At 62.5% G+C, this 23227-nt stretch carries 23 protein-coding genes and 1 pseudogene; 21 read left to right on the top strand and 3 right to left on the bottom strand.

What is annotated here, in order from left to right; translation table 11 throughout:
* The first annotated feature begins 2 nt into the window (after positions 1-2).
* The 3 genes from P3H15_RS39590 to P3H15_RS39580 all read left to right on the top strand — a co-directional run bounded on the left by P3H15_RS39590 (position 3) and on the right by P3H15_RS39580 (position 3049).
* On the top strand, positions 3-992 hold the full coding sequence (locus P3H15_RS39590; RefSeq protein WP_276142260.1) for a fumarylacetoacetate hydrolase family protein: 990 nt from the start codon (positions 3-5) through the stop codon (positions 990-992).
* An 8-nt stretch (positions 993-1000) separates the two neighbouring features.
* Positions 1001-1693, top strand: a complete 693-nt coding sequence (locus P3H15_RS39585) for a dienelactone hydrolase family protein (protein ID WP_276142259.1) — start codon at positions 1001-1003, stop codon at positions 1691-1693.
* 171 nt (positions 1694-1864) lie between these two features.
* Entirely contained in the window at positions 1865-3049 is a 1185-nt protein-coding gene (locus P3H15_RS39580; protein ID WP_276142258.1) for an NAD(P)/FAD-dependent oxidoreductase, read from the top strand.
* 213 nt (positions 3050-3262) lie between these two features.
* Here the strand turns inward: P3H15_RS39580 and P3H15_RS39575 are convergent, their stop codons facing one another.
* The 3 genes from P3H15_RS39575 to P3H15_RS39565 all read right to left on the bottom strand — a co-directional run bounded on the left by P3H15_RS39575 (position 3263) and on the right by P3H15_RS39565 (position 4589).
* A complete protein-coding gene (locus P3H15_RS39575; protein ID WP_276142257.1) occupies positions 3263-3763 on the bottom strand; it encodes a transposase in 501 nt (166 codons plus the stop codon).
* Positions 3764-3963: 200 nt separating this feature from the next.
* Positions 3964-4170 (bottom strand): hypothetical protein, encoded by a 207-nt coding sequence (locus P3H15_RS39570; protein ID WP_276142256.1) that lies wholly within the window; start codon positions 4168-4170, stop codon positions 3964-3966.
* Positions 4171-4202: 32 nt separating this feature from the next.
* A complete protein-coding gene (locus P3H15_RS39565; RefSeq protein WP_276142255.1) occupies positions 4203-4589 on the bottom strand; it encodes a hypothetical protein in 387 nt (128 codons plus the stop codon).
* Between the two features lie 970 nt (positions 4590-5559).
* Between P3H15_RS39565 and P3H15_RS39560 the strand changes: the two genes are divergently transcribed.
* From P3H15_RS39560 to P3H15_RS39475, 18 genes and pseudogenes are all read left to right on the top strand, one after another.
* Positions 5560-6618, top strand: coding sequence for an ABC transporter permease (locus P3H15_RS39560; RefSeq protein WP_276142253.1), 1059 nt, complete (start codon positions 5560-5562; stop codon positions 6616-6618).
* A complete protein-coding gene (locus P3H15_RS39555; protein WP_276142252.1) occupies positions 6611-8068 on the top strand; it encodes an ATP-binding cassette domain-containing protein in 1458 nt (485 codons plus the stop codon). Before P3H15_RS39560 ends, P3H15_RS39555 begins: the two co-directional genes overlap by 8 nt.
* A 69-nt stretch (positions 8069-8137) precedes the next feature.
* Positions 8138-9298 (top strand): substrate-binding domain-containing protein, encoded by a 1161-nt coding sequence (locus P3H15_RS39550; protein ID WP_276142251.1) that lies wholly within the window; start codon positions 8138-8140, stop codon positions 9296-9298.
* Between the two features lie 108 nt (positions 9299-9406).
* On the top strand, positions 9407-10105 hold the full coding sequence (locus P3H15_RS39545; protein ID WP_276142250.1) for an SDR family NAD(P)-dependent oxidoreductase: 699 nt from the start codon (positions 9407-9409) through the stop codon (positions 10103-10105).
* Between the two features lie 809 nt (positions 10106-10914).
* Positions 10915-11619 (top strand): GntR family transcriptional regulator, encoded by a 705-nt coding sequence (locus P3H15_RS39540; protein WP_276142249.1) that lies wholly within the window; start codon positions 10915-10917, stop codon positions 11617-11619.
* A gap of 260 nt (positions 11620-11879) precedes the next feature.
* On the top strand, positions 11880-12269 hold the full coding sequence (locus P3H15_RS55570) for a group II intron maturase-specific domain-containing protein (protein WP_346348828.1): 390 nt from the start codon (positions 11880-11882) through the stop codon (positions 12267-12269).
* 390 nt (positions 12270-12659) lie between these two features.
* On the top strand, positions 12660-13004 hold the full coding sequence (locus tag P3H15_RS55880) for a hypothetical protein (RefSeq protein WP_276142248.1): 345 nt from the start codon (positions 12660-12662) through the stop codon (positions 13002-13004).
* A 43-nt stretch (positions 13005-13047) separates the two neighbouring features.
* Positions 13048-13214: pseudogene (locus tag P3H15_RS39525) on the top strand (IS3 family transposase); the annotation flags it as partial.
* Between the two features lie 1065 nt (positions 13215-14279).
* The gene (locus tag P3H15_RS39520) at positions 14280-15605 is read left to right on the top strand and encodes an aromatic ring-hydroxylating dioxygenase subunit alpha (RefSeq protein WP_276142247.1); all 1326 of its coding nucleotides are present in this window, start codon (positions 14280-14282) and stop codon (positions 15603-15605) included.
* A complete protein-coding gene (locus P3H15_RS39515) occupies positions 15602-16117 on the top strand; it encodes a 3-phenylpropionate/cinnamic acid dioxygenase subunit beta (RefSeq protein ID WP_276142245.1) in 516 nt (171 codons plus the stop codon). The genes P3H15_RS39520 and P3H15_RS39515 overlap by 4 nt, the downstream gene beginning before the upstream one ends.
* Positions 16117-16311: a ferredoxin gene (locus P3H15_RS39510; protein ID WP_276142244.1), complete on the top strand. Its 195-nt coding sequence runs from the start codon at positions 16117-16119 to the stop codon at positions 16309-16311. Before P3H15_RS39515 ends, P3H15_RS39510 begins: the two co-directional genes overlap by 1 nt.
* A gap of 97 nt (positions 16312-16408) precedes the next feature.
* Positions 16409-17599 carry an amidohydrolase family protein gene (locus P3H15_RS39505; protein ID WP_276142242.1) on the top strand — a complete coding sequence of 397 codons (1191 nt, stop codon included), beginning with the start codon at positions 16409-16411 and terminating at the stop codon, positions 17597-17599.
* A gap of 23 nt (positions 17600-17622) precedes the next feature.
* A complete protein-coding gene (locus P3H15_RS39500) occupies positions 17623-18198 on the top strand; it encodes an amino acid synthesis family protein (protein ID WP_276142241.1) in 576 nt (191 codons plus the stop codon).
* Positions 18195-18869 carry a DUF4286 family protein gene (locus P3H15_RS39495; RefSeq protein WP_276142240.1) on the top strand — a complete coding sequence of 225 codons (675 nt, stop codon included), beginning with the start codon at positions 18195-18197 and terminating at the stop codon, positions 18867-18869. Before P3H15_RS39500 ends, P3H15_RS39495 begins: the two co-directional genes overlap by 4 nt.
* A 2-nt stretch (positions 18870-18871) precedes the next feature.
* Positions 18872-19885, top strand: coding sequence for a dihydrodipicolinate synthase family protein (locus P3H15_RS39490; protein ID WP_276142239.1), 1014 nt, complete (start codon positions 18872-18874; stop codon positions 19883-19885).
* Positions 19882-20853 carry an ornithine cyclodeaminase family protein gene (locus tag P3H15_RS39485; RefSeq protein WP_276142238.1) on the top strand — a complete coding sequence of 324 codons (972 nt, stop codon included), beginning with the start codon at positions 19882-19884 and terminating at the stop codon, positions 20851-20853. Before P3H15_RS39490 ends, P3H15_RS39485 begins: the two co-directional genes overlap by 4 nt.
* Before the next feature lie 12 nt (positions 20854-20865).
* On the top strand, positions 20866-22326 hold the full coding sequence (locus P3H15_RS39480; protein WP_276142237.1) for an NAD-dependent succinate-semialdehyde dehydrogenase: 1461 nt from the start codon (positions 20866-20868) through the stop codon (positions 22324-22326).
* On the top strand, positions 22319-23173 hold the full coding sequence (locus tag P3H15_RS39475) for a VOC family protein (protein WP_276142236.1): 855 nt from the start codon (positions 22319-22321) through the stop codon (positions 23171-23173). Before P3H15_RS39480 ends, P3H15_RS39475 begins: the two co-directional genes overlap by 8 nt.
* The last annotated feature ends 54 nt before the right edge of the window (positions 23174-23227 follow it).

Genomic DNA, 23227 nt, shown 5'->3' with positions numbered 1-23227 from the left:
ACGTGAAGGTCGACGAATCCGGGGCTCGGCCATTCGGAAATGCACATCGCGACCACAATCGTCCGCAGGAACTACAGAAAGATACACCGATGCGATTCGTCCACTTCAACAACTCACGCCTGGGCGTGGTTGTTGGCTCCGAAATTGTAGATGTAACAACACTTCTCGACGGTCAGATCGTCGGAAAAGAAGGCCCGCTGCACGCGCTTCTGTCCACCGGTGCCGGCCCCGAGGCGGTCACGGACGACCTCCTGGACCATGCCGAGCGGTTCGATCTGTCAGCAGCGACGCTCCATGCTCCGTTGCCTCTACCGAACAAAGTTGTGGCCGCGCCGGTCAACTACTATGACCATCAGAAAGAGATGGCATCCGATAAAGCCATCATCGATTTCGGTCTGCCCACGAACAAGACGATCGTGGATTTCGGAATCTTTCTCAAGTCGGGGACCAGTGTCTCCGGCCCCGAGACGCCGATCGAATTGCCGTATTCGGATGTGCGAATCGACCAAGAAGGCGAGCTGGGAGTGGTCATCGGTCGCCGGGCTCGCAACGTCGGGATCGACGAAGCACGCGACTACGTCTTCGGCTACGTCAACCTCCTCGATATCACCTGTCGGGGAGCGGAAGACCGTTCCATGCGTAAGTCGTACGACACCTTCACCCCCATTGGTCCATGGGTTGTCACAGCAGACGAAGTACCGGACCCGAACAATCTGGATTTGAAATGTTGGGTCAACGACGAACTGCGGCAGGACGCGAACACCGCGCAGCTGATCTGCAACGTAGATGGTCTTATTTCCTACGCGAGCAGCGTCATGACTCTCCTGCCCGGCGACATCATCGCCACCGGTACCCCCGCGGGAGTCGGTCCGCTGGCGAACGGCGACTCGGTCAGGGTCGAGATCGGGAACCTCGGCACGCTGGAGGTCACGGTGACCGACAAGAATGCGGTGCCGTTCACCTCGGCACCCGTCACTCTGCCGACGCACTAGGAAGCAGCATGACGTCGACGGAAATCACGGTCGAACAGAGCGTGCTCAGTAGCGGTACGAATGTACTCGTTGCGAAGCCATCCGCAGGCAAGCGCCACCGAGGTGTGATCGTATTGACCGACATCTTCGGGTTGCGGACCGTGTTCGAGCAGATGTGCGCGAGGATTGCCGGTCAGTTGGATGCTGTTGTATACGCGTTGGACCCGTTCCCGGGGATCACCGGTCTCGGTTCCGTCCCAGACCGTTTGCGTGCCGTCGAGCAACTCACCGATTCCGGGGTGCTCGGCGACATCGCGTTGGCATGCGATGCAACGGAGGCGGATCGTGTCGACGTCGTGGGATTCTGCCTAGGAGGAACCTGGGCGTACAAGGCCAGCGCTTCCGATCGCGTTGCCAGAGCAGTCAGCTTCTACGGGCCGTTAGCAGAGTACTTCACCGGAACCGAAGGCAGGGCTTCCATCCAGTCGTTCCTCGCGAACGGTACCGGGCCCAAGATTCTATCTGTGGTCGCCGGTCAGGATTCGTTGACTCCTGACGAAGCGGTTCGTGATGTGGAGGATCACGGCGTCACAGTCGTGCGATTCCCAGATGCCAATCATGCCTTCGTCCACGACCCATCTCATTCCAATCACCGCGTCGCCGATTCGGAGAAGGCAATGACGCTCGCCCTGAGATGGCTGGGTGAACCGCAGTTCAAATGATATCGCAGGGATGAGCATTTCGGCAGACGCGTGGCTACCGACCGGGGTTGCGTAGCATTCGATGATTGCGCCGCTCATCTCTCGGCTGTCCAACGTTCTCCGGCGCGGGCAGCTAAGCGGCAAGCGAATACAGATCTCAGATACAGCATGCATTCATGGTAGGAGAGGGCGATGGAAGAACCCGTAGTCATTGTAGGGGCATCATTGGCGGGAGTCAGTGCGGCCAAAGCGCTGCGGGACGAAGGCTATCAGGATCGTCTGATCGTGATCGGAGACGAGCTGCACAAACCCTACGACAGGCCTCCTCTGTCCAAGGAGTTGCTCCTCGGTACGGCCGATACGGCGTCCTTGGCTCTTCCGTCGGGTTCGACCGTCGAGAACGTCGAATGGTCGCTGGGTACCCGGGTGGAAAGTGTCGACTTTCGGTCCAAACGTCTCGAAACAAATAGTGGAACAGTACAGTTTGGCTCGTTGGCAATCGCAACGGGCGGGCGCCCTCGCCGCCTCCCTCATCTGATACCCGACGGGCAGCGCATATTCGAGTTGAGAAAACTGGAAGATGCGCTTGGGTTGAAGACAGCCTTGGAAAAGTCCAGCAGTCTCCTTATCGTCGGATCCGGATTCATCGGGGTCGAGGTCGCATCGGTGGCCGTGGACCTTGGCATCGAGGTCGACGTCGTCAGCCTGGATGCGCCACTCTCCGTTGCCGGAGAACGGGTGTCGACAACCTGTGAAGAGATGCTCCGAGCCCGTGGCGTCCATCTGTGGATCCGACGGAGCGTCAAGGCCGCCCACGAGGGCAAAGCGGTGCTCGACGATGGTACCGAGCTCGCCTACGACACCATGTTGGTCGCCATCGGATCGAGCCCGAACGTCGAGTGGCTCGCAGGCAACGACCTCGACCTGACGAACGGAGTCCTGTGCGATGCGCATTGTGCGGTACTGGGTCCGGATGGACCGTTGGACGGAGTCGTGGCTGCCGGCGACGTGGCCCGCTGGCCGAATCCGTTGTTCGACGACAGGGTGGTTCGGATCGAGCATTGGTCGAACGCCGTCGAGCAGGGGCGCGCGGCAGCACGAACATTGCTGTACGGACACCGAAGCGACACGGCCTTCGCTGCGGTTCCCAGCTTCTGGTCAGATCATTGCGGCACGCGTCTTCAATCGGTAGGTATACCAGCGCTCGCGGATCGACTCGACGTCGTTGAGCACGATCCCGACAGTCGAAACGTTGCAATCGAGGCTTTCCGCGACGACCGACTAATCGGCGCGCAGAGCTACGGAATTCCGCGAGCGCTTGCGCGAGTGCGCATCAGGATGGCCCGCGAGTTCACCGCACGTGCCGAGAAGGTATGATCGAGGTGTCCGCCGTCGCCCGGAGAAATTCGGACGGATCTGCTTTGCTCAATCCACATTGTGGTGACGTGACTGGTTATGCACGAGAATATATACTGGGCCGGAAGCTCGAGATGTTCATCGTATCGGATTCATGTTCGGTCGGTTCTGGCGTCGAGCTTTGAGTGCAACCTCACTCCACCTCAGTGGTTCCGCCCATAAGTTCGTCGGGGGTCATGCGGCACTGGCTTGAGCGGTTGTTTTGTCGGGCTGATCATGGTCGCGTTCGTGGCGGTCGAGCCTGGCGGGCAGATCGGCGAAGTCGGCGGTGGTGAACTTCCATTTGTACGGTTGGGCTGCCCGGTTGTAGTGGGTCTCGAAGGCCGCCAGTCGTGCGGCGACTTCGTCGGTGTCAGTAAAGGTGTTGGGCGAGACAATCGTTCGGTGAACTATGGAGAAGAGGATCTCGACTTGGTTCAACCACGACGCGTGCATCGGTGTATGGACCATGATCGCGTTGGGAAACTGTTCGGCAAGCCGGTCGATCGCCGCTTGCCCCCGGTGTGACGAGCCGTTGTCCACAATCCAGAACACTCGCTCCGCCGACGCGTAGGGCGCTTGGGTCATGACCTGCTCGACGAGACGGGCGAACGGAACGATGCCGGTGGTGTCCTCGCAGCGACCGAAACATTCGCACAAGATCGGATCGCCAGCGTTTCGACGATGGTGATGCAAGTATTGAATATGCCTGCGTTAGAGTAGAACTGTGCCGGACAAGAATTGCCGAAGTGTATGTTCACCCGTTGGATACCGTAGTCGAAAGCCATCATGTCGAGTGGGCTTCTCTAGCCGGGAATCCGTGGATTAGTCCCGCGGGAGTGACGGGCGCGAACGGCGAAAGCGCTGCCTGTAGAGAGACAATCAAGTTTCTCACGTCACGATCCTCCGCCGAGAGCGCCCCGGTTGTCGCGGAGATGCGGCTGCGGGGCCGGCAAGACTGACTCCGGGCGCGGTGCCGCCTCCCAGCTGCGCTCGGCGATCACCGCCGCCCGCGCCTGCGGCGCGAACGGCAAGATCATGGCCCGCGTCGATTCGGCGTTCGCCAACACGGCCGTCGTCGGCGCTGCGGTTGCCGCCGGCATCGAGGTCTCTGTTGACGACCCGTATCCGCGCATCACTCAGGCGATCGCCAGCATCGACGCCAGCGGACTGGATGCCGGTGCACGATCCCGGTGTGGTGACCGATCCCGACACCGGTGTGCGGATCTCCGATGCCGATGCCGAGTAGACCGCGTTCTCTGGACGCCACAAGGTCACCGCCCGCCTGATCGTGCGCCGGGTCAAGGACGCGAACAATCCGGACGCATTGTTCCCAGTCTGGCGATATTAGACATTCTTCACCAATTCCGATCTTCCGACCGTCGATGCTGACGTCATCCGCCGCAAACATGCCATCGTCGAAACGGTGTTCGCGGACCTCATCGACGTACCACTCGCTCTCGTTCCCTCCGGTCGCTTCGGCGGACAGTGCCTGGACGCTCTGCGCGGCGATCGCGCACAACCTGCTGTGCGCCGCCGGAACGCCCGCCGGCGGCCGCCATGCCGTCGCCCGCGGTGGCACACTGCGCCGGCACCTGGTCAACGTGCCCGCCCGATTCGCCCGGCCTACACGTAAACCCATGCTCCACCTGCTTGTTCACTGTCCGCGACAATCCGACTGAACAACCGTCTGGGGCAACATCATCGACTGCAAACCGCCACAGACTGCCTGGCCCCGACAAACCGGGCCACGCCGGCTGCCGCGGCCACGACCCAGGAACACCGAACGCGGGCGAGCTGATAAACCGGCCAGCAGATCAACCACGCCCACCTTGTACGTCTCGCAGCGGGCTTCGACGAGGTGGAGCGCGTCACAGTCCAATCCCTCTGGGTACGTGACTCGTTCACCGGCCCCATGAAGGTGCCGAGGTAATTTCCCTTCGAACTGTAGGTAAACCCGTGGAATGGGGAACGCCAGTTGTTCACCTCACCGAAGTCCTCACACGCCAACCGCATACCGCGGTGACGGTCGCGCATTGAGGAATACGCGGACAACCGAGTCGTCACCGCGCGGCGCTCGGACTCCCTGAGGGCTTGCATGTCAAATCGTCATATAGACAGAATGTATTTCTCAGAGGCATTGCTAGCGAATGATGTCGATCGACTCCCCGTCCGGGCGTGGGTTCAAGTGACGCCGGCGGCCGCCGCGAGCAACCCGAACGTTCTCGGCCGCCGGCGTGCCTTTGGGTTACAGGAGTTCGATCGGTTTCGTGGATTCGACTCACATAATCGCGCGGCAGTCTGAAAATCACAGGGTCGGGTCAGCGCTGCGAGCGATGAGCGGACCCGCGTTCCACGGCGCCATAGAAATACGTGGCGCGGTGACACAAGATCGAAAAGAACTGGGTCTTTACGGCCGGGGGTGACCAAGATAACGTTGACCTGACGACTGAATACAGTCGTCATTCCTCGAACTGTAGGAGCGTCCCTCCGTGAGCATCGACTCGGCCCCCTCGGGCTTGACGACCGAAACGCACACCCCGACCGATAAGACAGGTCTCGACCTCGGCGCCTGGCTGGCGAAGGGGTCCCTCGTCGTCGTGCTCGTGGCGTTGGTCATCGTCTTCACCCTCATCAATGGCTCTACCTTCTTCTCCAGTGACGTTCTGCGGCTGGTGCTGAGCACGCAGGCCACGGTCGGCGTGATAGCGCTGGCGGTGACAGTGGCCTCCGTGGTGGGTCAGGTAGACCTCTCAGTGGCAGGCGTGATGGGCGGTTCGGCGGGCATCGCTGCGTTGCAGGCCGCCGACGGGGCGAGCTCCGTCGTGGCAATTGCGTCGGCCCTGCTATATGCGCTCGTCTTCGGGCTGGCAAACGGTTTACTGGTGACCTATGCACGGATGGGCTCGATTATCGCCACCCTGGCTACCGGCACGATCGCCACCGGTGTGGGCCTGGCAATCGTCGGACCGGAGACGATCACCACGACATCCGCCGGCTTCCTGAATCTGTTCTCCAGCACCGTCGGTGGTATTCAAACTGCATTCTTCATCCTGGTCGCATTGACAATCGGGGCGACCACGGTTCTTCAGGGGAGTCTGCTCGGGCGTCGGCTGTTCTTCGTCGGACAGAACAAGGACGCTGCTTCTCTACTCGGAATCAAAGTACGCCGGCTCACCATAGGCAGCATGGGGATAGCAAGCCTGCTTGCGGGCTTCGCCGGTGTCATGTTGACGGGGCAAAACGGAGGGGCAAGTGTCACCCAGACCGGTGGTTATCTGCTACCAGCGTTCGCCGCAACATTCCTCGGTACGTCGGCTATCGTCCCCGGACGATTCAACGCAGTCGGCACGTTCATCGCTGCGTATGTGTTGGGAACTGCCCTGATCGGTCTCAACATGGCGGGAGTGCCTCAGTGGAGCAGCTACCTGTTCAACGGCGGCCTCCTCATCGTGGCGCTGGGCGCGTTCGAGGTGGTGAAGCTGCGTAAGGCTCGTGCGGCCAAACGTGCATCGGTGAGCGCCGCAAGCGCTGGAGTGTCGCATGCCTGACGCGGCGGTTCTACTTCGCGCGGACGCACTCGACAAGTGGTTTGGCGCTACCCATGCGCTGCGACGGGCTTCGCTCGATTTGCGCGCCGGTGAGATCCATGCAGTGGTTGGCGCTAACGGTTCGGGAAAGTCGACGATCGTGAAAATCATCGCCGGGGCATACCCGGCGGATTCGGGATCGGTCACGATATCGGACTCCGCGACGGCTTTGGGAACCGTCCACCAGAACTTGGGGTTGTTCGAGGAAGGCACAGTTCGGGAGAACATCTGTGGTGTTCTCAAAGAATGGCGCCTTTCCGCTTCCCGCGAGCGGGAGGTAGTGGACCGAGTGCTCGACCAACTCGGAGTATCGATTCCCCCCGACGTCGCGGTAAGCAAGCTCCCCCTCGACCAACGGGCGTTCGTTGCAGTGGCGCGGGCACTCGCCAAGATGGGCGATGCCACGAACGCGGTGCTGGTTGTCGACGAAGTGACCAGCGTCCTGCGCGGTTCGGCTGCACGTCGGTTCGCCGCAGTTCTACGGCGGTTGCGAGATCTGGGAACAGGTATTCTTCTGGTCTCGCACGATCTCGACGAGGTCCTGGAGTTGAGCGACCGTGTGACCGTCATCGTCGACGGTTCGGCGAAGGCGACTCAGGAGGCCAGCGGGCTGCACCGCCGAGCCCTCATCGAGCTGATGACCGGTGCTGTCGCGACTGAGGCACCGGCGATCCCAGCAGTCGCTACGAGCGCCGGTAGCGCGCCGGTTCTGGCCGTCCAGGGCCTTGGCGGAGACCTGGTCGAGGACTTCGATTTTCATGTCGACGAGGGAGAAATCGTCGGAATAATCGGAGTCCCTGGATCGGGATACGACGAGACGCCGTATCTACTGACCGGAAGTGGATCCGAAGCCCGCCGCGGTCGAGTCCTCTTGCGTGGGCGCAATGTCAGCAGCCCAAGTGCTTTCGCTCGAGCGGGGGGAAGTCTGATCCCGGCCGACCGAAATCGAACAGCGTTGATCCCTTCCGCGTCGGTGCTGGAGAACTTCATGCTCGGCTACCGCGGTGGGTTCGGCCGTCTGATGCGAAATTCCCGAAACGAGCGGGCGCGCACCACCACAGCGGTGCGCGCGTTTGGGGTCAAGTGCGAGGGTCCCGATGCCCCGATGACCTCCCTCAGTGGAGGGAATCAGCAAAAGCTCATCCTGGCTCGTTGCCTCGAGGCGAATCCGGACCTCTTGGTGGTCCACGAGCCGACGCAGGGAGTTGACGTGCGTGCGAGGGCAGACCTGTTGGCGCACATGCACAAAGCGTCGGTACAGAAAGGACTCGCGGTGATCTATGTGTGCGGCGACCTCAACGAACTCTGGGAAAACGTCCATAGGGTCATCGTAGTTCGTCGTGGCCGGAAGGTTGCAGAAGTGTCGACTGCAACCACGTCGAAAGATGCAGTGCACCAAATTCTCTACTGAAGTTGCATCTGACGGAACCCGCGATCTCGCGGGGTCCGATCCACCGTATGAAAGAGAGAGTAGGGCTCAGTGAAACGCAAACTTTTCCTGTCGTTGGCTGCCGCAGCGACGACACTGACTCTTGTGGCCTGTTCGTCGTCCAAAATTGCCGAATCCTCGGACAGCGGCGCGCAGGCAGCGGCCTTGTCGGACAACCCAGTTGTGCAGGCGGCGCAAGCCGAGTTGGACAAGTACAGCGAAGTGCCGGAGTTTGTCGCGCCGAACGACGCGTTCGACGTGTCGACGCTCCGAGGTAAGCGGATCGCCCTCGTAACCACCAATCAGACCACGCCGGCGCTTGTGAGCATGATCGAAGCGATCGAGGAGGCAGCGTCTCTCGTCGGCATCGAGACGAATCTGTACGACGCTAAGAACGCACCGAGTGAGATGACATCCGGTGTGGCCCAAGCAATTTCGACTAAAATGGATGGTGTCATTCTTATCGGTGTCCCTATCGGACTGGTATCGAAGCAACTCGCCGACGCAGACGCAGCCAACATCCCTGTGGTAGCGGGGAGCAACAACCAACCCGATCCGACAGCACCAGGGCAGGGGGGTGGTGCTGGAGTGTATGCAGTCGCTGCGCCCGACTATTATCTCAACGGGCAACTCGCCGCCGCGGGGGCAATCGTGAAGACGGGTGGAGACGCCAAGACGGTTATCGTCACCACCGACGGAATCGATCCGGGTCCGTCGGTGCTTGCCGGTATCGAGGACGGGCTGAGCAAATGTTCTACCTGTGAGGTGCTTGATGCGCGTCATGTCCAACTCGAGGAGTGGTTCAACGGCAATCTTGCCGCCCTGACAACGTCACTCGTGACCAAGTACCGGGACGCGAACGTGATGCTTCCCATCCTGTCAACCATGGCGCTGACCATGACGCCGGCAGCTCAGCAAGCCGGAGAGGGAGACAATCTCGCGTTCTTCACGACCTCCGCTCCGCCGGATGTCGCCAAGTTGATCGACGGCACCACGATCGTCGGAGGAGTGGCCGGCAACAGTGACTACCAGACCGGTTGGTTGGCGCTCAACCAAGTGATGCGTGGAATGCTGGGCAAGGAGCCCGGTAGTCCGGTAGTGCCCACCCGCTACGTCACGCGGGAAACTGTTCAATCGAGTGGCACGTCCTACGCGGATCTTTACGGCACTGCATACGAGGACGGATTCAAGGAGCTATGGGGAATTGAGTAAGGAACAATTGGTACGAATGTTCGACACAAATTCGGCGCAGGACCGCGTCGGTTGTGCGTACACGCGCAGCGTGTTCGCACGCTCCAACAAGGGTAAGGATGCGACTCGATGAATGGAGTTGCAGTTGTCAGTGGCGGCGCCGGTGGAATCGGGCAGGGGATCGTACAGGCCCTGCGGGCCGCGGACTGGGATGTCGCCGTTCTGGATCTTCAACATTCCTCGCATGCGTCGATGTCGGTGAAATGCGATGTCACCGATGCCGAGGCTGTGAAAGAAGCGGTTCAAGAGGTGGAGGGCGCTTTGGGCCCACCCACCAGACTGGTGTGCGCAGCGGGGATTGTCAGCGAGATTCCGTTGACCGACCTGCCGGAGAGCGAGTGGAAACGCGTTATCGACGTTTCGCTGACCAGCGCATTTCTGCTGTCCCGCAGCATCTTACCGGGCATGATCGAAGCTGGCGGCGGCTCGATCGTCACGCTCTCGAGCGGGTGGGGCAGGAAAGGTTACCCACTAGGGGCGCATTATGCGGCTGCAAAGTCTGGCGTGGAAGCGTTGACCAAGTCGATTGCCCTCGAGTATGCAACGCGAGGGATTCGCTGCAACAGTGTCGCGCCGGGCCCCGTGCGTACGGCAATGGTCGAGAACAACGCGGACTTCGACGAAGCTACCAAATCCAAAATAATACCGATGGGGCGTATCGGTGAGGTACGCGATGTGGTCGCGCCGATCATGTTTCTGTTGGGTGACGGGGCTGCGTACATCACGGGCCAAGTGCTTCACGTCAATGGAGGAATGTTGATGCCCTGACCTGGGCCGGCAACCAGCTTCGAGCGAAAGTCGACGGCGGACGGTGGTCGTCTCGCTCGTTCGTCGTGTGTGAATGGGGTGGTGGACAGTACGTCATGGTGCCGAGCACAGGCTTCAACCTGCCCAGGTTTCCCGACGCGGATCAGGCTATGGAGAAGATCCTCGACCTGACCATGCAGCCGGACATCGTTTTCGCGGGCTTCCATGGTGCGTTCACCGCCGGGTTGCACCCAGATCGACCGGTGCTGCTGTGCGTGCCCGATCGGACTCCTCGGCCGCCCATGCGCCGTCGATCTACACATCGCTTTGGGCGAAGAATTCAGGGGGCGGGTGATGGTAGTTGGGGTCGAACCTCGCATCGAGTCGGTTGCAGGAGCAGAGCGCGTTCTCCTTCGCGAACGTCATTTCCACCTGCGGTAATAGGGCATCTGCTGGGATCGAAGGAGGCGGGTTGCGGTTCGGTCCAGGATCGACACCCGCTCCCGGCGGGTCGGTGGGTGTCGCGAGCGCACGAATTCGTCTGCGGCGACGTTTATCCAGCCGTCCGCAGTCAGGATCCAGTCGCGGTTTGTGTTCGATGTCGTCGTCCTCAGGGCGGCTCAGGGCGGGTCCAGCATGCCGGCGCTCTCGGCCGCTGATCATCTAGGGTTTCGACGAGGTCAGCAACGAGCATTGGAAGCGGCATCGGTGGAGGCCTCACGGGATCGTGAGCGCTCAATGCGTGCGGCGTGCTCTCTCCGGAATCGTTTCCGGGAACAGCGCGTCTTACGCCCCGTTGCCGTTCAGGGGTGATTGTGTATTCTGTGTACATGTCAGTCTCGATAGATCTGTCAGTCATCGACGTAGGGACGACCCTTTTGGGACGTCGAATCACGGCTGATTACATCGCTGAAGCGGTGCGGGATGCCATCAATTCTGGGAAGATTCCCGATGGCGTCGAATTGAACCAAGTCGAGCTGGCGGCACGTTTCGGCGTGTCGCGAGTGCCCGTTCGCGAGGCCCTCAGGCAGCTCCAAGCTGAGGGTCTTATCGAGTCTCGTGCGCATCGGCGGTCCGTGGTTCGAGGTACGGACCCCGAAAGGCTGGTCGAAGTCTTCTCGTTGCGAGCGCTGATCGAAGGTTGGCTCGTCGAGCAAGCCGTCCCGTACATTGACGCAGACGTGATTGCGGCCGCTCGTGACGTCAACGAGCGGCTCCGCGCCGAGGGAGATCACTCAGCCTGGCTCGAGCTCAACACCGAGTTCCATCAGCTGCTTTTCAAGCCTTCGGGCGCTGAAGCTGCGTTCGAACTGCTCGATCCGCTGCGCCGGCGCTCTGAGCGTTACACGAGGTTGTGGTCGCGGGGGTACGGAGTGCATCGACCTAGTCAGAGTTGTGCAGAACATGATGAGATCCTCCGCCTCATTGAGGCTGGGGATGCGGCAGGGGCCCGCGCTGCGTCGGAGGAGCATGTGCGACACACCTGCGAGGCCGTGCTCGAGGCGGGACGGCTGCGTCAGGAGGGCGCCGGGTGAAATGCCATCTGCCGCAACATCTGTTCGGCCGTCCCGGAAGGCTCGGCCAGGGCGTAGCCGAGGTCCTATTCTTGTAGAGAGATGCGCAGGCTTTGTCTGACATCACTGCCGGGGCCTTTGCGACTCCGGACCTCGATCGTAATTCCCCCGATTGAGCTATGAAGCCCGATTGAGTTATGAAGGATGGTCCGGACGGTCAACGCTTGCGCCCCGCTTCGCTTCAGTCATGAGCTGTTTGCGCGCAGGGCTCGTGAGAGCCGGTGGAGCGCGCGGGCGCAATAGCTCCGGCTCGCCTTGGGGTGCCTCGTCGTCGGCAGGCACTCATTGGGGCCTCGGCTTGCGATCGACCAACGTCGACATCCTGCGCGATATCGATCGGATTTGTGGTGAGCGACGTTGGAACAGGAAGGTGGGGGAGAAGAGGATCTCTGGGGGTGGTCGGCCGCGACGAGCTGACGCGGAGAAGGCTGTTCGCGCTGGCAGTCCTTCTGCACAAGCTCAACCAGGTGCTGCGGGGCTGGACCGCCTACTTCCGCCCGGGAGTGTCGGCCCGCGCCTTCCATACCTGCGCATGGTCGTCTGGCGCAACACCAGGAATCGGTCTGGGCGCTGCACCAAACAATCAGTCGTCTTCGCTCGGTGTTGCTTGAGTTCTATCCGCAAGCACTGCAGGCATTCCCGAATCTCAAACACCGCGCGGCACTGACGGTCCTGTTAGCGTTAGCGGTCCCCACGCCGGGTGCCGGGTAGAAGCTTACCCGTCGTCGCCTCGAGGCTCTGCTGCGTCGCAGCGGCCGCCCGCAACGATCCGAGCCTGGTCGAGCAGATCCTCAGCGATCTGAAGACCCCGGTGCTGCGCCAGCTACCACATGGTCGAGGCCGCCCTTGGAGTGGCGGCCACTGGCCTACTGGGCGTCATCGCCTCGATGCACCAGGCCATTCGACGGACTCGAGAAAGAACTCGGTCGCACCTTTGATTCGCACCCGCAGGCGCCGATCCTGAGGTCGGTACCCGTTCTCGACCGATTCTTGCGGCCCGCGTGCTCGCCGAGATAGGTGAGGACCGAGACCGTTTCCCGAACCCGAGCGGGCTGCGGGCATCTGCGGGCGCGGCGCCGATCACCAGCGCGTCGGGGCGCTCGCAGTACGTGAAGCACGCAAGGTCCGAAACAAGCGCCCCGGCGACCCCTGTCCCTGGTGGGCGTTCGCAATGCTCACCAAATCTGCCGGCGCCCGCGCGCACTACGACAAACGCCGTGCCGCCGGCGACCATCACAATGCGGCCCTGCGCAACCTCGCCACAAGCTTCTCGGACGCCTGTGGTGGTGCCTGCGGCACGACGAACCCTGGGACGATTCCGCCGCCTGGCCAGACCATCGGCTTGAGTTGCGGCCGGTGGTTGCTTGACACCTGACCGCGTGGGATGTCTACGCGTGGACGTTGGCCGGCTTCGTCGACACCGCGTTCTGCGTCAACGTGCAGGATCTTGGGCTGGCGGGTGATGACAACCACCCCTACTCCGTTGGTCAGCAGCGTTCTGGAAGAACGCGCTGTGCACCCGCCGGAGAACTGCTTTCCATTGCACTTCACCAGGTTGGTATTCACTCGGATACGCACAGTCGGAACAGCTTCAATCAGTGGAAGCAACACCTCGATCATGGAGGTGTGGGAATGGGACGACCACGGTGGGCGGCAGCGTTGACGGGGCGTGCGGTGATCGTGCGGTGATGCGGTCACCGGGACGTCCTCCGGTGCGCCGAGATCTCGAGCGGGCGTTCTGGGCAGGATCGCCGAGGGTCTCACAAGCGAGTACGCAGCGATCGCGTGCGGAGCGTCGGGGCCGGTGTGGAGACGGTGGTTCCTCAGTCGCCAGGTCAAAGTAGCGTGAAGGATGTGGACCGGTAACGACCTTTGGCTCATTTTCCGCGATCCTTGCCGGCGCGGAGGATGTGCGCACATACAAGTGCCGACCAGTGGCAATCGCGAGTCGGCGTGCACTGTCGCCGGCGCCGTGAGGGGCACGTGCTCGCAGTTCTTGGTTAATTCTCTTGAAGGCTGCCGAAATTTGGCCGAGCGTTCGAGGAACAGCACCGGCGAGGCCGATTGGGCGCCTCCGCTTCGACGGGCCCGCCTGGGCGACACGACCCTGGTGTGCCCCGGCCTTCGGCGTTGCCATCGCTGCGGCCGTACCGCTGCGCCAGGGCAGATGCCGGACTCCTCCCACCGTGGGGACGGCGACGGGAGAGTACGCCCGAGGCGATGTCGTCGACCAGCGTCCGTAGCCCTCTCGCGTTTGGGCCGCCACGTTGGCGAGATAGTCGTCCCGCACGAGTGTGAGCGGGGTGCTTCACAGCTAGCTCGTGCCGGATTCTTCTTGAAAGGCGGTGATGAGGACCGCGGAGCGAATGGCTGCGGTCCTCGGGTGCAGTAGCAAGGTGTGCCAGGCTCGCCGCACCCCATTACGTCGCTCGCCAGATGATGCCGGACGTGGGCAGTTACCCGTCTGATCGCACCGCTTGAGGTGGAAACCCTAGGCCGAGCAGGTGTGCCCTACGGCTCTCGACAGCCACGGCGAGAGCATGATTGAGGAGATTGCGAGTCAGGTTGGAATTCTTCTGCTGACTCTAGGCGTCCCCACTGAAAAAGTGTATTCTGTCTACATGAGTCGATATGACACACAGGGCCGAGCGGAAATCGAGAGCCGCATTCGCAAGACGGTAGTGCCGGAGCGTGGTCAGATTCCGATGTTCACCTACACCGACCCTGGCGTGTACGAGTTGGAGGTCGAGCGGATCTTCGGCCGTAACTGGCTGTTCCTCGGCCATGTTTCGGAGATTCCCAGGCCGGGCTCGTTTGTGACGCGCACGATGGGCGAGGAGTCCGTGATCGTCGGGCGCGGTGACGACTCGATCGTCCGTGTGTTCCTCAATGCGTGTCGCCACCGCGGTATGCGGTTGGCGTGTGAGGACTTCGGTGAGGTGAACAACTGGCGTTGCCCGTACCACGGGTTCACCTACGGTTCGAAGGGGAATTTCCTCGGCACCTTCATGGGAGCCCCTTTCGAGCGAGTCGCGTATCCAGAGGGATTGGACCGTGACGCGCTCCATCTCGTCGAGGCCCGCTGCGAGACGTACAAGGGCCTCATCTTCGCCACCTGGGCGAAGAGCGGGCCGTCGCTGGACGAGTTTCTCGGCAACTCCAAGTGGTACTTGGACCTGGTTGTCGGTCGCGCCGAGATGGAGGTGGTCGGTCATCCGGAGCGCTGGATGGTGCCGACGAACTGGCGACTTCCCGCGGAGAACTTCGCGTCGGACGCTTATCACACTGCGACGGCTCACTCGTTCCTCCAGCGTCTGGGGATGGTCAAGGGCGTCGATTTCGGGCGGGACGGCTACCACGTCGACGCCGGCGGCGGTCACGGGCTCGGTGTCGGTGTGCACTTCGACGGGCACAGCTACTTCCCGGAGGAGCTCGCCGACGAGTATGCCGTGAACCTCGACGACGGGCAGAATCAGACCCTGTCACGGTTGAAGAACCTGCACGGCAACATCTTCCCGAACTTCACGTTCCTGATCCCCAACTTCATCGAGGTCGAGGGCCGTCGGGTCTCGGGCGCGATGTTGCGGGTGTGGCAGCCCGTCGGAGCGAACAAGTGTCAGGTGTGGTCGTGGCACTTCGTGGAGAAGAACGCTCCGGAGTGGTGGAAGAAGCTCGGCAGGCGTATGTACACGCAGACTTTCAGCTCGTCGGGGATGTTCGACCAGGACGACACGGAGAACTGGGAGATGCAGACACGTTCGTCGGACGCTGCGCTGTATCGCAACGAGGAGTTCGTGCTGAACTACGGCATGGGGCTGAACATGCCCACCCTGGAGAAGGACGAATTCCCGGGACCTGGTGACGTATACGACGGAAAGTTCAGCGAATCCGCAGCCCGCACGTACTACAAGGTGTGGCGCGACCAGATCCTGGAGGGGCACAAGTGATCCGGAAAACCGCGATCGATCTCGCCACGCGGATCGAGGTCCAGGACTTTTACTCCTATGAGGCAGAGTTGCTCGATGAGCGGTGCTGGGAGGAGTGGGTCGACCTGTTCGCTGCCGAGGCGGAATACACGGCCCCGATCCGGGTGACCCGCAAGTCCCCGGCTCCCGACATCATCGATGAGCTCGGCCATTTCGATGACACGAAGGCGTCCCTGGTGCTGCGCGCGAAGCGACTACGCACCGATGTCGCCTGGGCGGAGGATCCGCCGTCACACACCCGCCGCCTGGTCACGAACGTCCGTGTCCGGCCCGGCGAGCAGGACGGCACCTTGGCCGTCCGAACCAATTTTCTGCTCTACCGCAGTCGGGGTGACCTCGGCCAGTTCGACCTGATCGTGGGAGAACGGCAGGATATCCTGCGGCGCGAGGACGAAAGCTGGCTGATCTCCAAGCGCCGCATCATCATCGACCAGTCGTCGATGAGCACCAAGAATCTAGGAGTATTTCTCTGATGAAAGTCGTCGTCGACCTCGGCATATGCCAAGGCTATGGAAACTGTGTCACCGCCGCACCTGACTTCTTCGACCTGGACGATTCCGGCCAGGTACTCCTGCTGCGGGCCACCGCAGAGACCGCCGAAGAGCAGGCTGCCGTGCAGGGGGCAATCCCCGTCTGCCCCATGAACGCCATCCGGATCGAGGACTAGCCGTGTCGCGGGTGCTGGACATCTAAATGCTTCGCCTATACTGTATACAGTTGACTGTGGACACCTTTGTCGCAGTCCCAACGACAAGGAGATCCCCGTGAGCCTGGCGATCAGGTCCATCGGCCTCAGCCACATAGGTGACGCAGCAGGAACACCGCTTGCAGGCGACGCAATCGTTTGCGACAACGGTGTCATCACCTGGATCGGCCAGAGCGAAGAGGTCGACGTTGACGCCCACGACGTCGTAATCGACGCCCAGGGCGCCGGCGTCGTTCCCGGGTTGATCGATTCCCACGTGCACACCACTTTCGGGGATTACACGCCTCGCCAGAACACGGTGGGCTTCCTCGACAGCTACGTACACGGCGGCGTCACCCGCGCAATCAGTGCCAGTGAAGTGCACGTGCCCGGCCGCCCGACCGATCCCGAGGGCGTCAAGGCGCTGGCCGTCGCGGCTCAGCGTTCCTATCAGCACTACCGGCCCGGAGGAATGACCGTTCACGCGGGTTCGGTGATCCTCGAACCAGGCCTGACTTACGACGATTTCGCCTATCTCCGGGAGCAGGGCGTGTGGCTCGCCAAGGGCGGCTTCGGTGCGGTCTCGTCACCGCTCGACTACGTGCCGTTGGTCCGCGATGCACGTAAGGCCGGCATCGTGGTCAACGTCCACACGGGAGGTGGGTCGATCCCGGGCACGCTCGAGCGGATGGACGCCAAGTCGCTTCTCCAGATCGACCCGAACGTCTCCTTCCACGCAAACGGCGGGCCGACAGCGATGAGCAAGGAGGACAACGAGCGGCTCGTGCGCGAGAGCGACATGGCTCTCCAGCTCGTCATGGCCGGCAACCTCCGCTCCTCACTCGACCTGTGTCGCCTCGCCAGGGAGCACGGGCAGGAACATCGGATCCTGATCGCGAGCGACACGCCAACAGGCACTGGCGTTGTGCCACTTGCCCTGTGGCACCTCACCGCCGAGCTGGTATCGCTGGGCGGGCTCACCTGGCAGCAGGCGATCGCCAGCATGACCGGTCAGGTCGCCGATGTATACGGACTCGACGCCGGACGGCTCGACGTCGGGCGCCCGGCGGACCTGCTGATCCTGGATGCGCCACTCGGTTCGCTCGGCGAGACCTGGGCCGAAGCGCTGGAGGTCGGCGACGTACCCGGCGTTTGCGCGGCGATCACCGACGGCGTCGTCCGATTCACCAAGAGCCGCAACACACCCGCCGCGCGCCGGACTGTCGGAGTCATAGGATCCTCCGCCGCGCCGTCTGCCGGCGGCCACTGAACCATTACGAGAAGGAACGATTGATGAGCGACTTCGAAGTCCGGGCCTGGTACACGCATGTGGAGCAGATCAACGCCGACGGTGGTCCCGCCGTCGCGGAACCCCTGATCAAGGCGGCGGTCACCGCGGTGATCGCGAACCCGTATGTCGGCCGGTACAGCGAGAACCTCGACGAGCTGCTCGAGCCCAGCGGTGCCCTGGCGGTGGAGCTGGTCGAGCGGTGCAAGGCAGCGCTCGGCGGCCGGGAGGCCGAGAGCTGCGGCAAGGGCGCCATCATCGGCCTTGCCGGTGAGCAGGAGCACGGCGTTGCCTGCCTGACGACCCCCTTCGGCGACGCGATGCGCAACGGTATCGGTGGCACCGGCTGGGTGACGTCCGCAACCAAGATGGGCACGGCCGGCACCCAGATCGACGTCCCGCTGGCCTACAAAAAGGCGCTGTTCGTACGCGAGTTCTACGACGCGATCACACTGTCGATCCCGACCGGTCCCCGTCCCGACGAGATCGCCGTCATCGCCGCGATGGCGACCCGAGGCCGGGTCCACCACCGCATCGGCGGCCTGAAGAAGTCCGACGCGATCGGAGACGGCCTCCGATGAGCAAGGGACTTCTCTTCTCCCAGATGGCACCACCGCAGGGCTGGGAAGCGGACTTCGAGGACTGGTACGAGACCGAGCACATCCCGGTGCGGATGGCGATTCCGGGCTTCGCACACGCGCTGAGGTACCGAACCGATGCCGATCCGTGGCATCTGGCAACGTACTTCATCGACGACATGGACGCGCTTGAGACACCGGAGTACAAGGAGCTCAAGTCCGACCCGTCAGATCGCACGGCGCGGATGCTCAGTTCCGTCACCGGATTCACCCGCTACATCACCGACCAGATTTCCGACACCGCACCGGAGGGCACGCCCTCGGACCTCACCGGTAGCAACCACACGCTCTTCGTCGTGGCATTCAACGTCCCGGCCAGCGATCAACCGGACTTCGAAGGCTGGTACGAGGAGGAGCACGTCCCACTGCTCATGAAGGTTCCCGGCTGGCTCCGAGTACGCCGGTTCCTCGTCCGCCCTGGATTCGACGGACCGGCCTGGACGCACCTCGCCCTCCACGAGATCGCCTCACCGGCGGTGCTGGACGCACCCGAGCGGGAAGCGGCCCGGAACACTCCTCGGCGTGATTCGCTCGCTGGGCGGCCATGGTTCACCAGTGGCCGTTGGGTTTACGAGCCCATCTCGATCGCTCACTCCACTACGAAAGGCAGCTAACGATGGCACTCTCCTATAACCGCGGTGAAATCAAGGATCGCGCGAAGAATGAGTGGGTCGGTGCGTGCAGCGTCACGCTTCCTTCCTTCACCGAGGACTTCGCCGGGCTGAACGAGGCCGGAATTCGTCACGACATCAATCACGCCGCGAAGCTGGGCTTCTGGGGCACGCTCGTCGCATCGGAAAGCGGGACGACGTTCGACGAGTACAAGCGCTTCCTCGAGGTTGCCGCGGAGACCGCTCCGGAGGGCTTTCGGATCGTCTCGCACCTGAGCTTCGACACGGTCGATCAGGCTGTGGAGATCGCCAAGCTGTCGGAGAACCTTGGTATCGAGGCGGGTCTGCTGTCCTACCCGCAGAGCTTCCGCCCCAAGAGTGCCGCCGAGATCGTCGAGCACACTCGATATGTCACCGACAGCAGTGATCTCGCGATGATCCTGTTCGCGGCGACGACGTGGGGCTTCAAGCCGTTGTCGCCGACCGGGTTCCCGGTGGAGGCGCTCGAAGAGATGAGCAAGATCGAATCGGCGGCCGCACTGAAGTTCGAGGGCGGCGGCTCGGCTCTGTTCTCCGCCCTCACCGAGGTCGTCGACAAGGTCGGCGACAACCTCGTGGTGGAATACCCGCAGGAGCAGCAGATCCCGGCGCAGAACCGTTTGTTCGGAACGCGGTGGTGGGGCACCAGCGCGTACGAGTCCTACGGAGACCGTGTTCCGAAGCTGATCGACGCCCTCGTCGCGGACAAGTTCGACCAGGCAATGGAGATCTTCTGGAGCTACAACGCAGCTCGTGAAGCCAAGGGCGCATTCCATGCATCGTTCCCAGGCGCCAACCTCATTCACCGTCAGGGTTGGAAGTATCTCAGCTGGCTCAACGGCTTCAACGGCGGCCTCCTTCGCATGCCGACGATGCGCCTGGCACCGGGTCAGATGAAATCGCTGCGCGCCGGACTCGCCGCGTCCGGATACGACCTGCCCGCCAACGACGACGACTTCTACACCGGCAGGGCGCGATGACCCTCCACCTCGACAGTGCTGTGATCAAGCAGCTCTGCGACGAGCAAATCGCCTACGATGCAGCGCAACTGGCGCTCGATGGTCAGCGGCAGGGAAATTTTCAGCTTCCCACGCGCATGGATGTCAACGTGCCGACCGGCTTCTTCCGGGCAATGCCGGCCGCGCTCGACGAGTACATGGGCGCCAAGATCATGACCCTGGCCAAGGGTGTCGGGAATCGGTACCTGCTGCTGGTCTATTTGCAGAAGACCGGAGAGTTGCTCGCGATGCTCGACGCGTCCGAGGTCACCCGGCTTCGTACTGCGGCGACGACCGCGCTGGCTGGCAACCTGCTCCGTCCCGAGGGAACCAGCGTGCTCGGCATCATCGGCACGGGGTTCGAGGCCGAGGGTCACCTGCGCGCCTTCGCGCAGCTCTGGCCGCTGACGAAGGTGCATGTCTTCAGCCGGTCGGTGGAAAAGCGGCAGGAATTCGCCGACCGGCTCGGTAAGGATCTCGGCCTCGAGGTCGAGCCGGTCGATCGCGTCGAAGATGTGACCAGCGTCTGCCCGGTCACCGTGCTGTGCACGAAGGCCACCGAGCCGGTCGTCGACGGAACGAGCTTCGCGCCGGACGCCGTCGTGCTCTCGATCGGCTCCACTCGGCCAGACCTGCGTGAGCTCGACGTTGCAACCTTCGCCCGCGCCCGAACCGTCTTGGTGGACGACCTCGAGTCGGTGGTTGCCGAGTCAGGGGACGTCACGTCAGCCATCACGGCAGGCGCCGTCGAGCGGGAGTCCTTTGTTTCCATGGCCGACTGGACCGGAAACTTCGGTGCCGACGGTGGGGACAAGGACCTCTCGATCTTCAAGTCGGTCGGTACCGCTCTCCAGGACCTCGCGCTTGCGGCCGTCCTGATCAAGAACGCCACGGATCGCGGACTCGGCCGCGAGATCGGTGACATCACCGAACTCAAAGCCGTGAAATGAATCGGAGAGAACATGACTGTTGCTACTGAAGCTGTCCACACCGCGGCCGGGCTCGCCAGCGGCCTGCTCGTCGACGGCGAATGGCTGACCACCGAATCGACATTCGGCGTCGTCGACCCCGCCACCGGTGAGATGTTGGCGCAGGTCGCCGACGCCAGTGTCGAACAGGGCATCGCGGCGCTGGATTCGATCAACAATGCTGCCGCCGGGTGGGCCGGCGTACCCTCGCGTGACCGAGGCGAGATTCTGCGACGCGCCTTCGATGCGCTGAAGGCGCAACGTGAGGATTTCGCACGACTCATCTCCGCAGAGATGGGCAAACCACTCGCCGAGGCCCGCGCGGAGGTCGATTACGGCGCCGAATTCCTGCGCTGGTACTCCGAAGAGGCCGTGCGCCTCGAAGGTGACTACCGCGTGTCACCCGACGGTGGATCGCGTCTGTTGATCTCTCGCCGCCCCATCGGTCCGTGCCTCCTCATCACACCCTGGAACTTTCCACTCGCCATGGCAACCCGAAAGATCGGTGCTGCGTTGGCCGCGGGTTGCACCGCCATCGTCAAGCCGGCGGGACAGACGCCCCTCACCACGATCAAGTTCGCGCAGCTGCTTCTCGACGCCGGTCTGCCCAAGGGCGTCCTCAACGTGGTCACCACGACTGGGTCGGGTCGCCTCTCCGGTGCACTCCTGGCAGACGGCCGCATCCGGAAGATCTCGTTCACCGGGTCCACCGGTGTCGGGCGGCTCCTGATCTCGCAGTGCGGCCAGAACATCGTTCGCCCGTCCATGGAACTCGGCGGAAACGCACCGTTCATCGTCGACGCCGACGCCGACGTTGCTCGCGCTGTGGACGGAGCGATGGTCGCCAAGATGCGCAACATGGGCGAAGCATGCACCGCGGCAAACCGTTTCCTCGTGCACAGTGCGGTCATCGACGAATTCAGCACACTGTTCGCCGAGCGAATGGGCACTCTGACCGTCGGCCATGGACTGGACTCCGACACCCAGGTCGGACCGGTCATCGACGACGCTGCCAGAAACACCCTGTCGGCGTTGGTCGAAGACGCGGTCGAGCGTGGCGCCGAGATCCGCACCGGCGGCCACGCCATCGACGGCCCCGGCACCTTCTTCGAACCGACAGTGCTCACCGGGGTGCCGGTCGAGTCCCGGATGTTCGGTGAGGAAATCTTCGGCCCGATCGCCGGCGTAACAGCGTTCGACGACCTCGACGAGGCCGTTCGTCTGGCAAACTCGACGGAGTACGGTCTCGCTGCCTACCTCTACTCGAACAACGTCGAACGTTCACTTCGCACGGCTGAGCGACTCGACTTCGGCATGGTCGGCCTGAACCGCGCGATCGTGTCCAACGCGGCCGCACCGTTCGGTGGCATCAAGCAGTCCGGACTCGGGCGTGAGGGCGGAAGAGAAGGAATCAATGACTACCTCGATCTCCAATACGTTGCCATCGATGCCTAGTTCGGGCCACGCACCGGGAACAGTCGAACGCATTGTTCTGACCGTCCCCGACCCCGAGGCCACGATCGAGTTCCTCGGTCGTGGGCTGGACATGCAGATCATCCAGCAGGATGGTAGCTGGCTGGCGGTCTGCGAGGGCGAGTACGGATCCGGTCGCGGCCAGGGCGCCATCGAACTGATCGCGGGCGAACAGCTCGCAGTCGAGCGCGTCGTTCTGTCGCTGCCCGCCGATGTTGATCTGGAAGAACTCGAGAAGCATCTCGACGCTCGCCGCGTCTCAGACACGGCGCTGACCATCGTAGACCCCGCGACGGACATCACCGTGTCTCTCGAGCTGTCATCGACTTTGGCTGTCGAACTCCCGTCAGCGTCGGTGATTCGCCCGCGCCGGATGGGGCATATCAACCTCAAAACCCCGAAACCGACGGAAACTGCAGCCTTCTTCACCGATGTGCTCGGACTTCGGTTGTCCGAGTATATCGGTGAAGCACTGTTCTGGATGCGGACCGACACCGAGCACCACAACATCGCGCTGCGCCCCGGCGGACCCCGGGCAGTCCATCACCTCGGCTTCGAGGTCCCGGGTTGGCACGCCTACCAACCGATCCTCGACCACCTCGACAATCAAGGCTTCAAAGTCGAGTACGGCCCCGGACGTCATCGTCCTGGTCGTAGCCTCTTCACCTACGTGCGGGACCCATCATCAGGCCTCCGGATCGAACTGTTCGCCGACATGGTGCACATCCCCGATCCATCCACCCCAGCCATCGGGTGGGAACCAGGCGACCGGATGACCAAAACCCTCAACACGTGGGGACCGCTTCCACCCGACTCATTTCTGGAGTAGGGCAATCGCGCTATCCAATTGGCAGTGTGCTCTGCCGACGAACCTTCAATACCA

The sequence above is a fragment of the Rhodococcus sp. T2V genome (genome assembly GCF_029269925.1).
Lineage (GTDB): Bacteria > Actinomycetota > Actinomycetes > Mycobacteriales > Mycobacteriaceae > Rhodococcus_F > Rhodococcus_F koreensis.
This window is presented reverse-complemented; position numbering and strand designations above follow the sequence as displayed.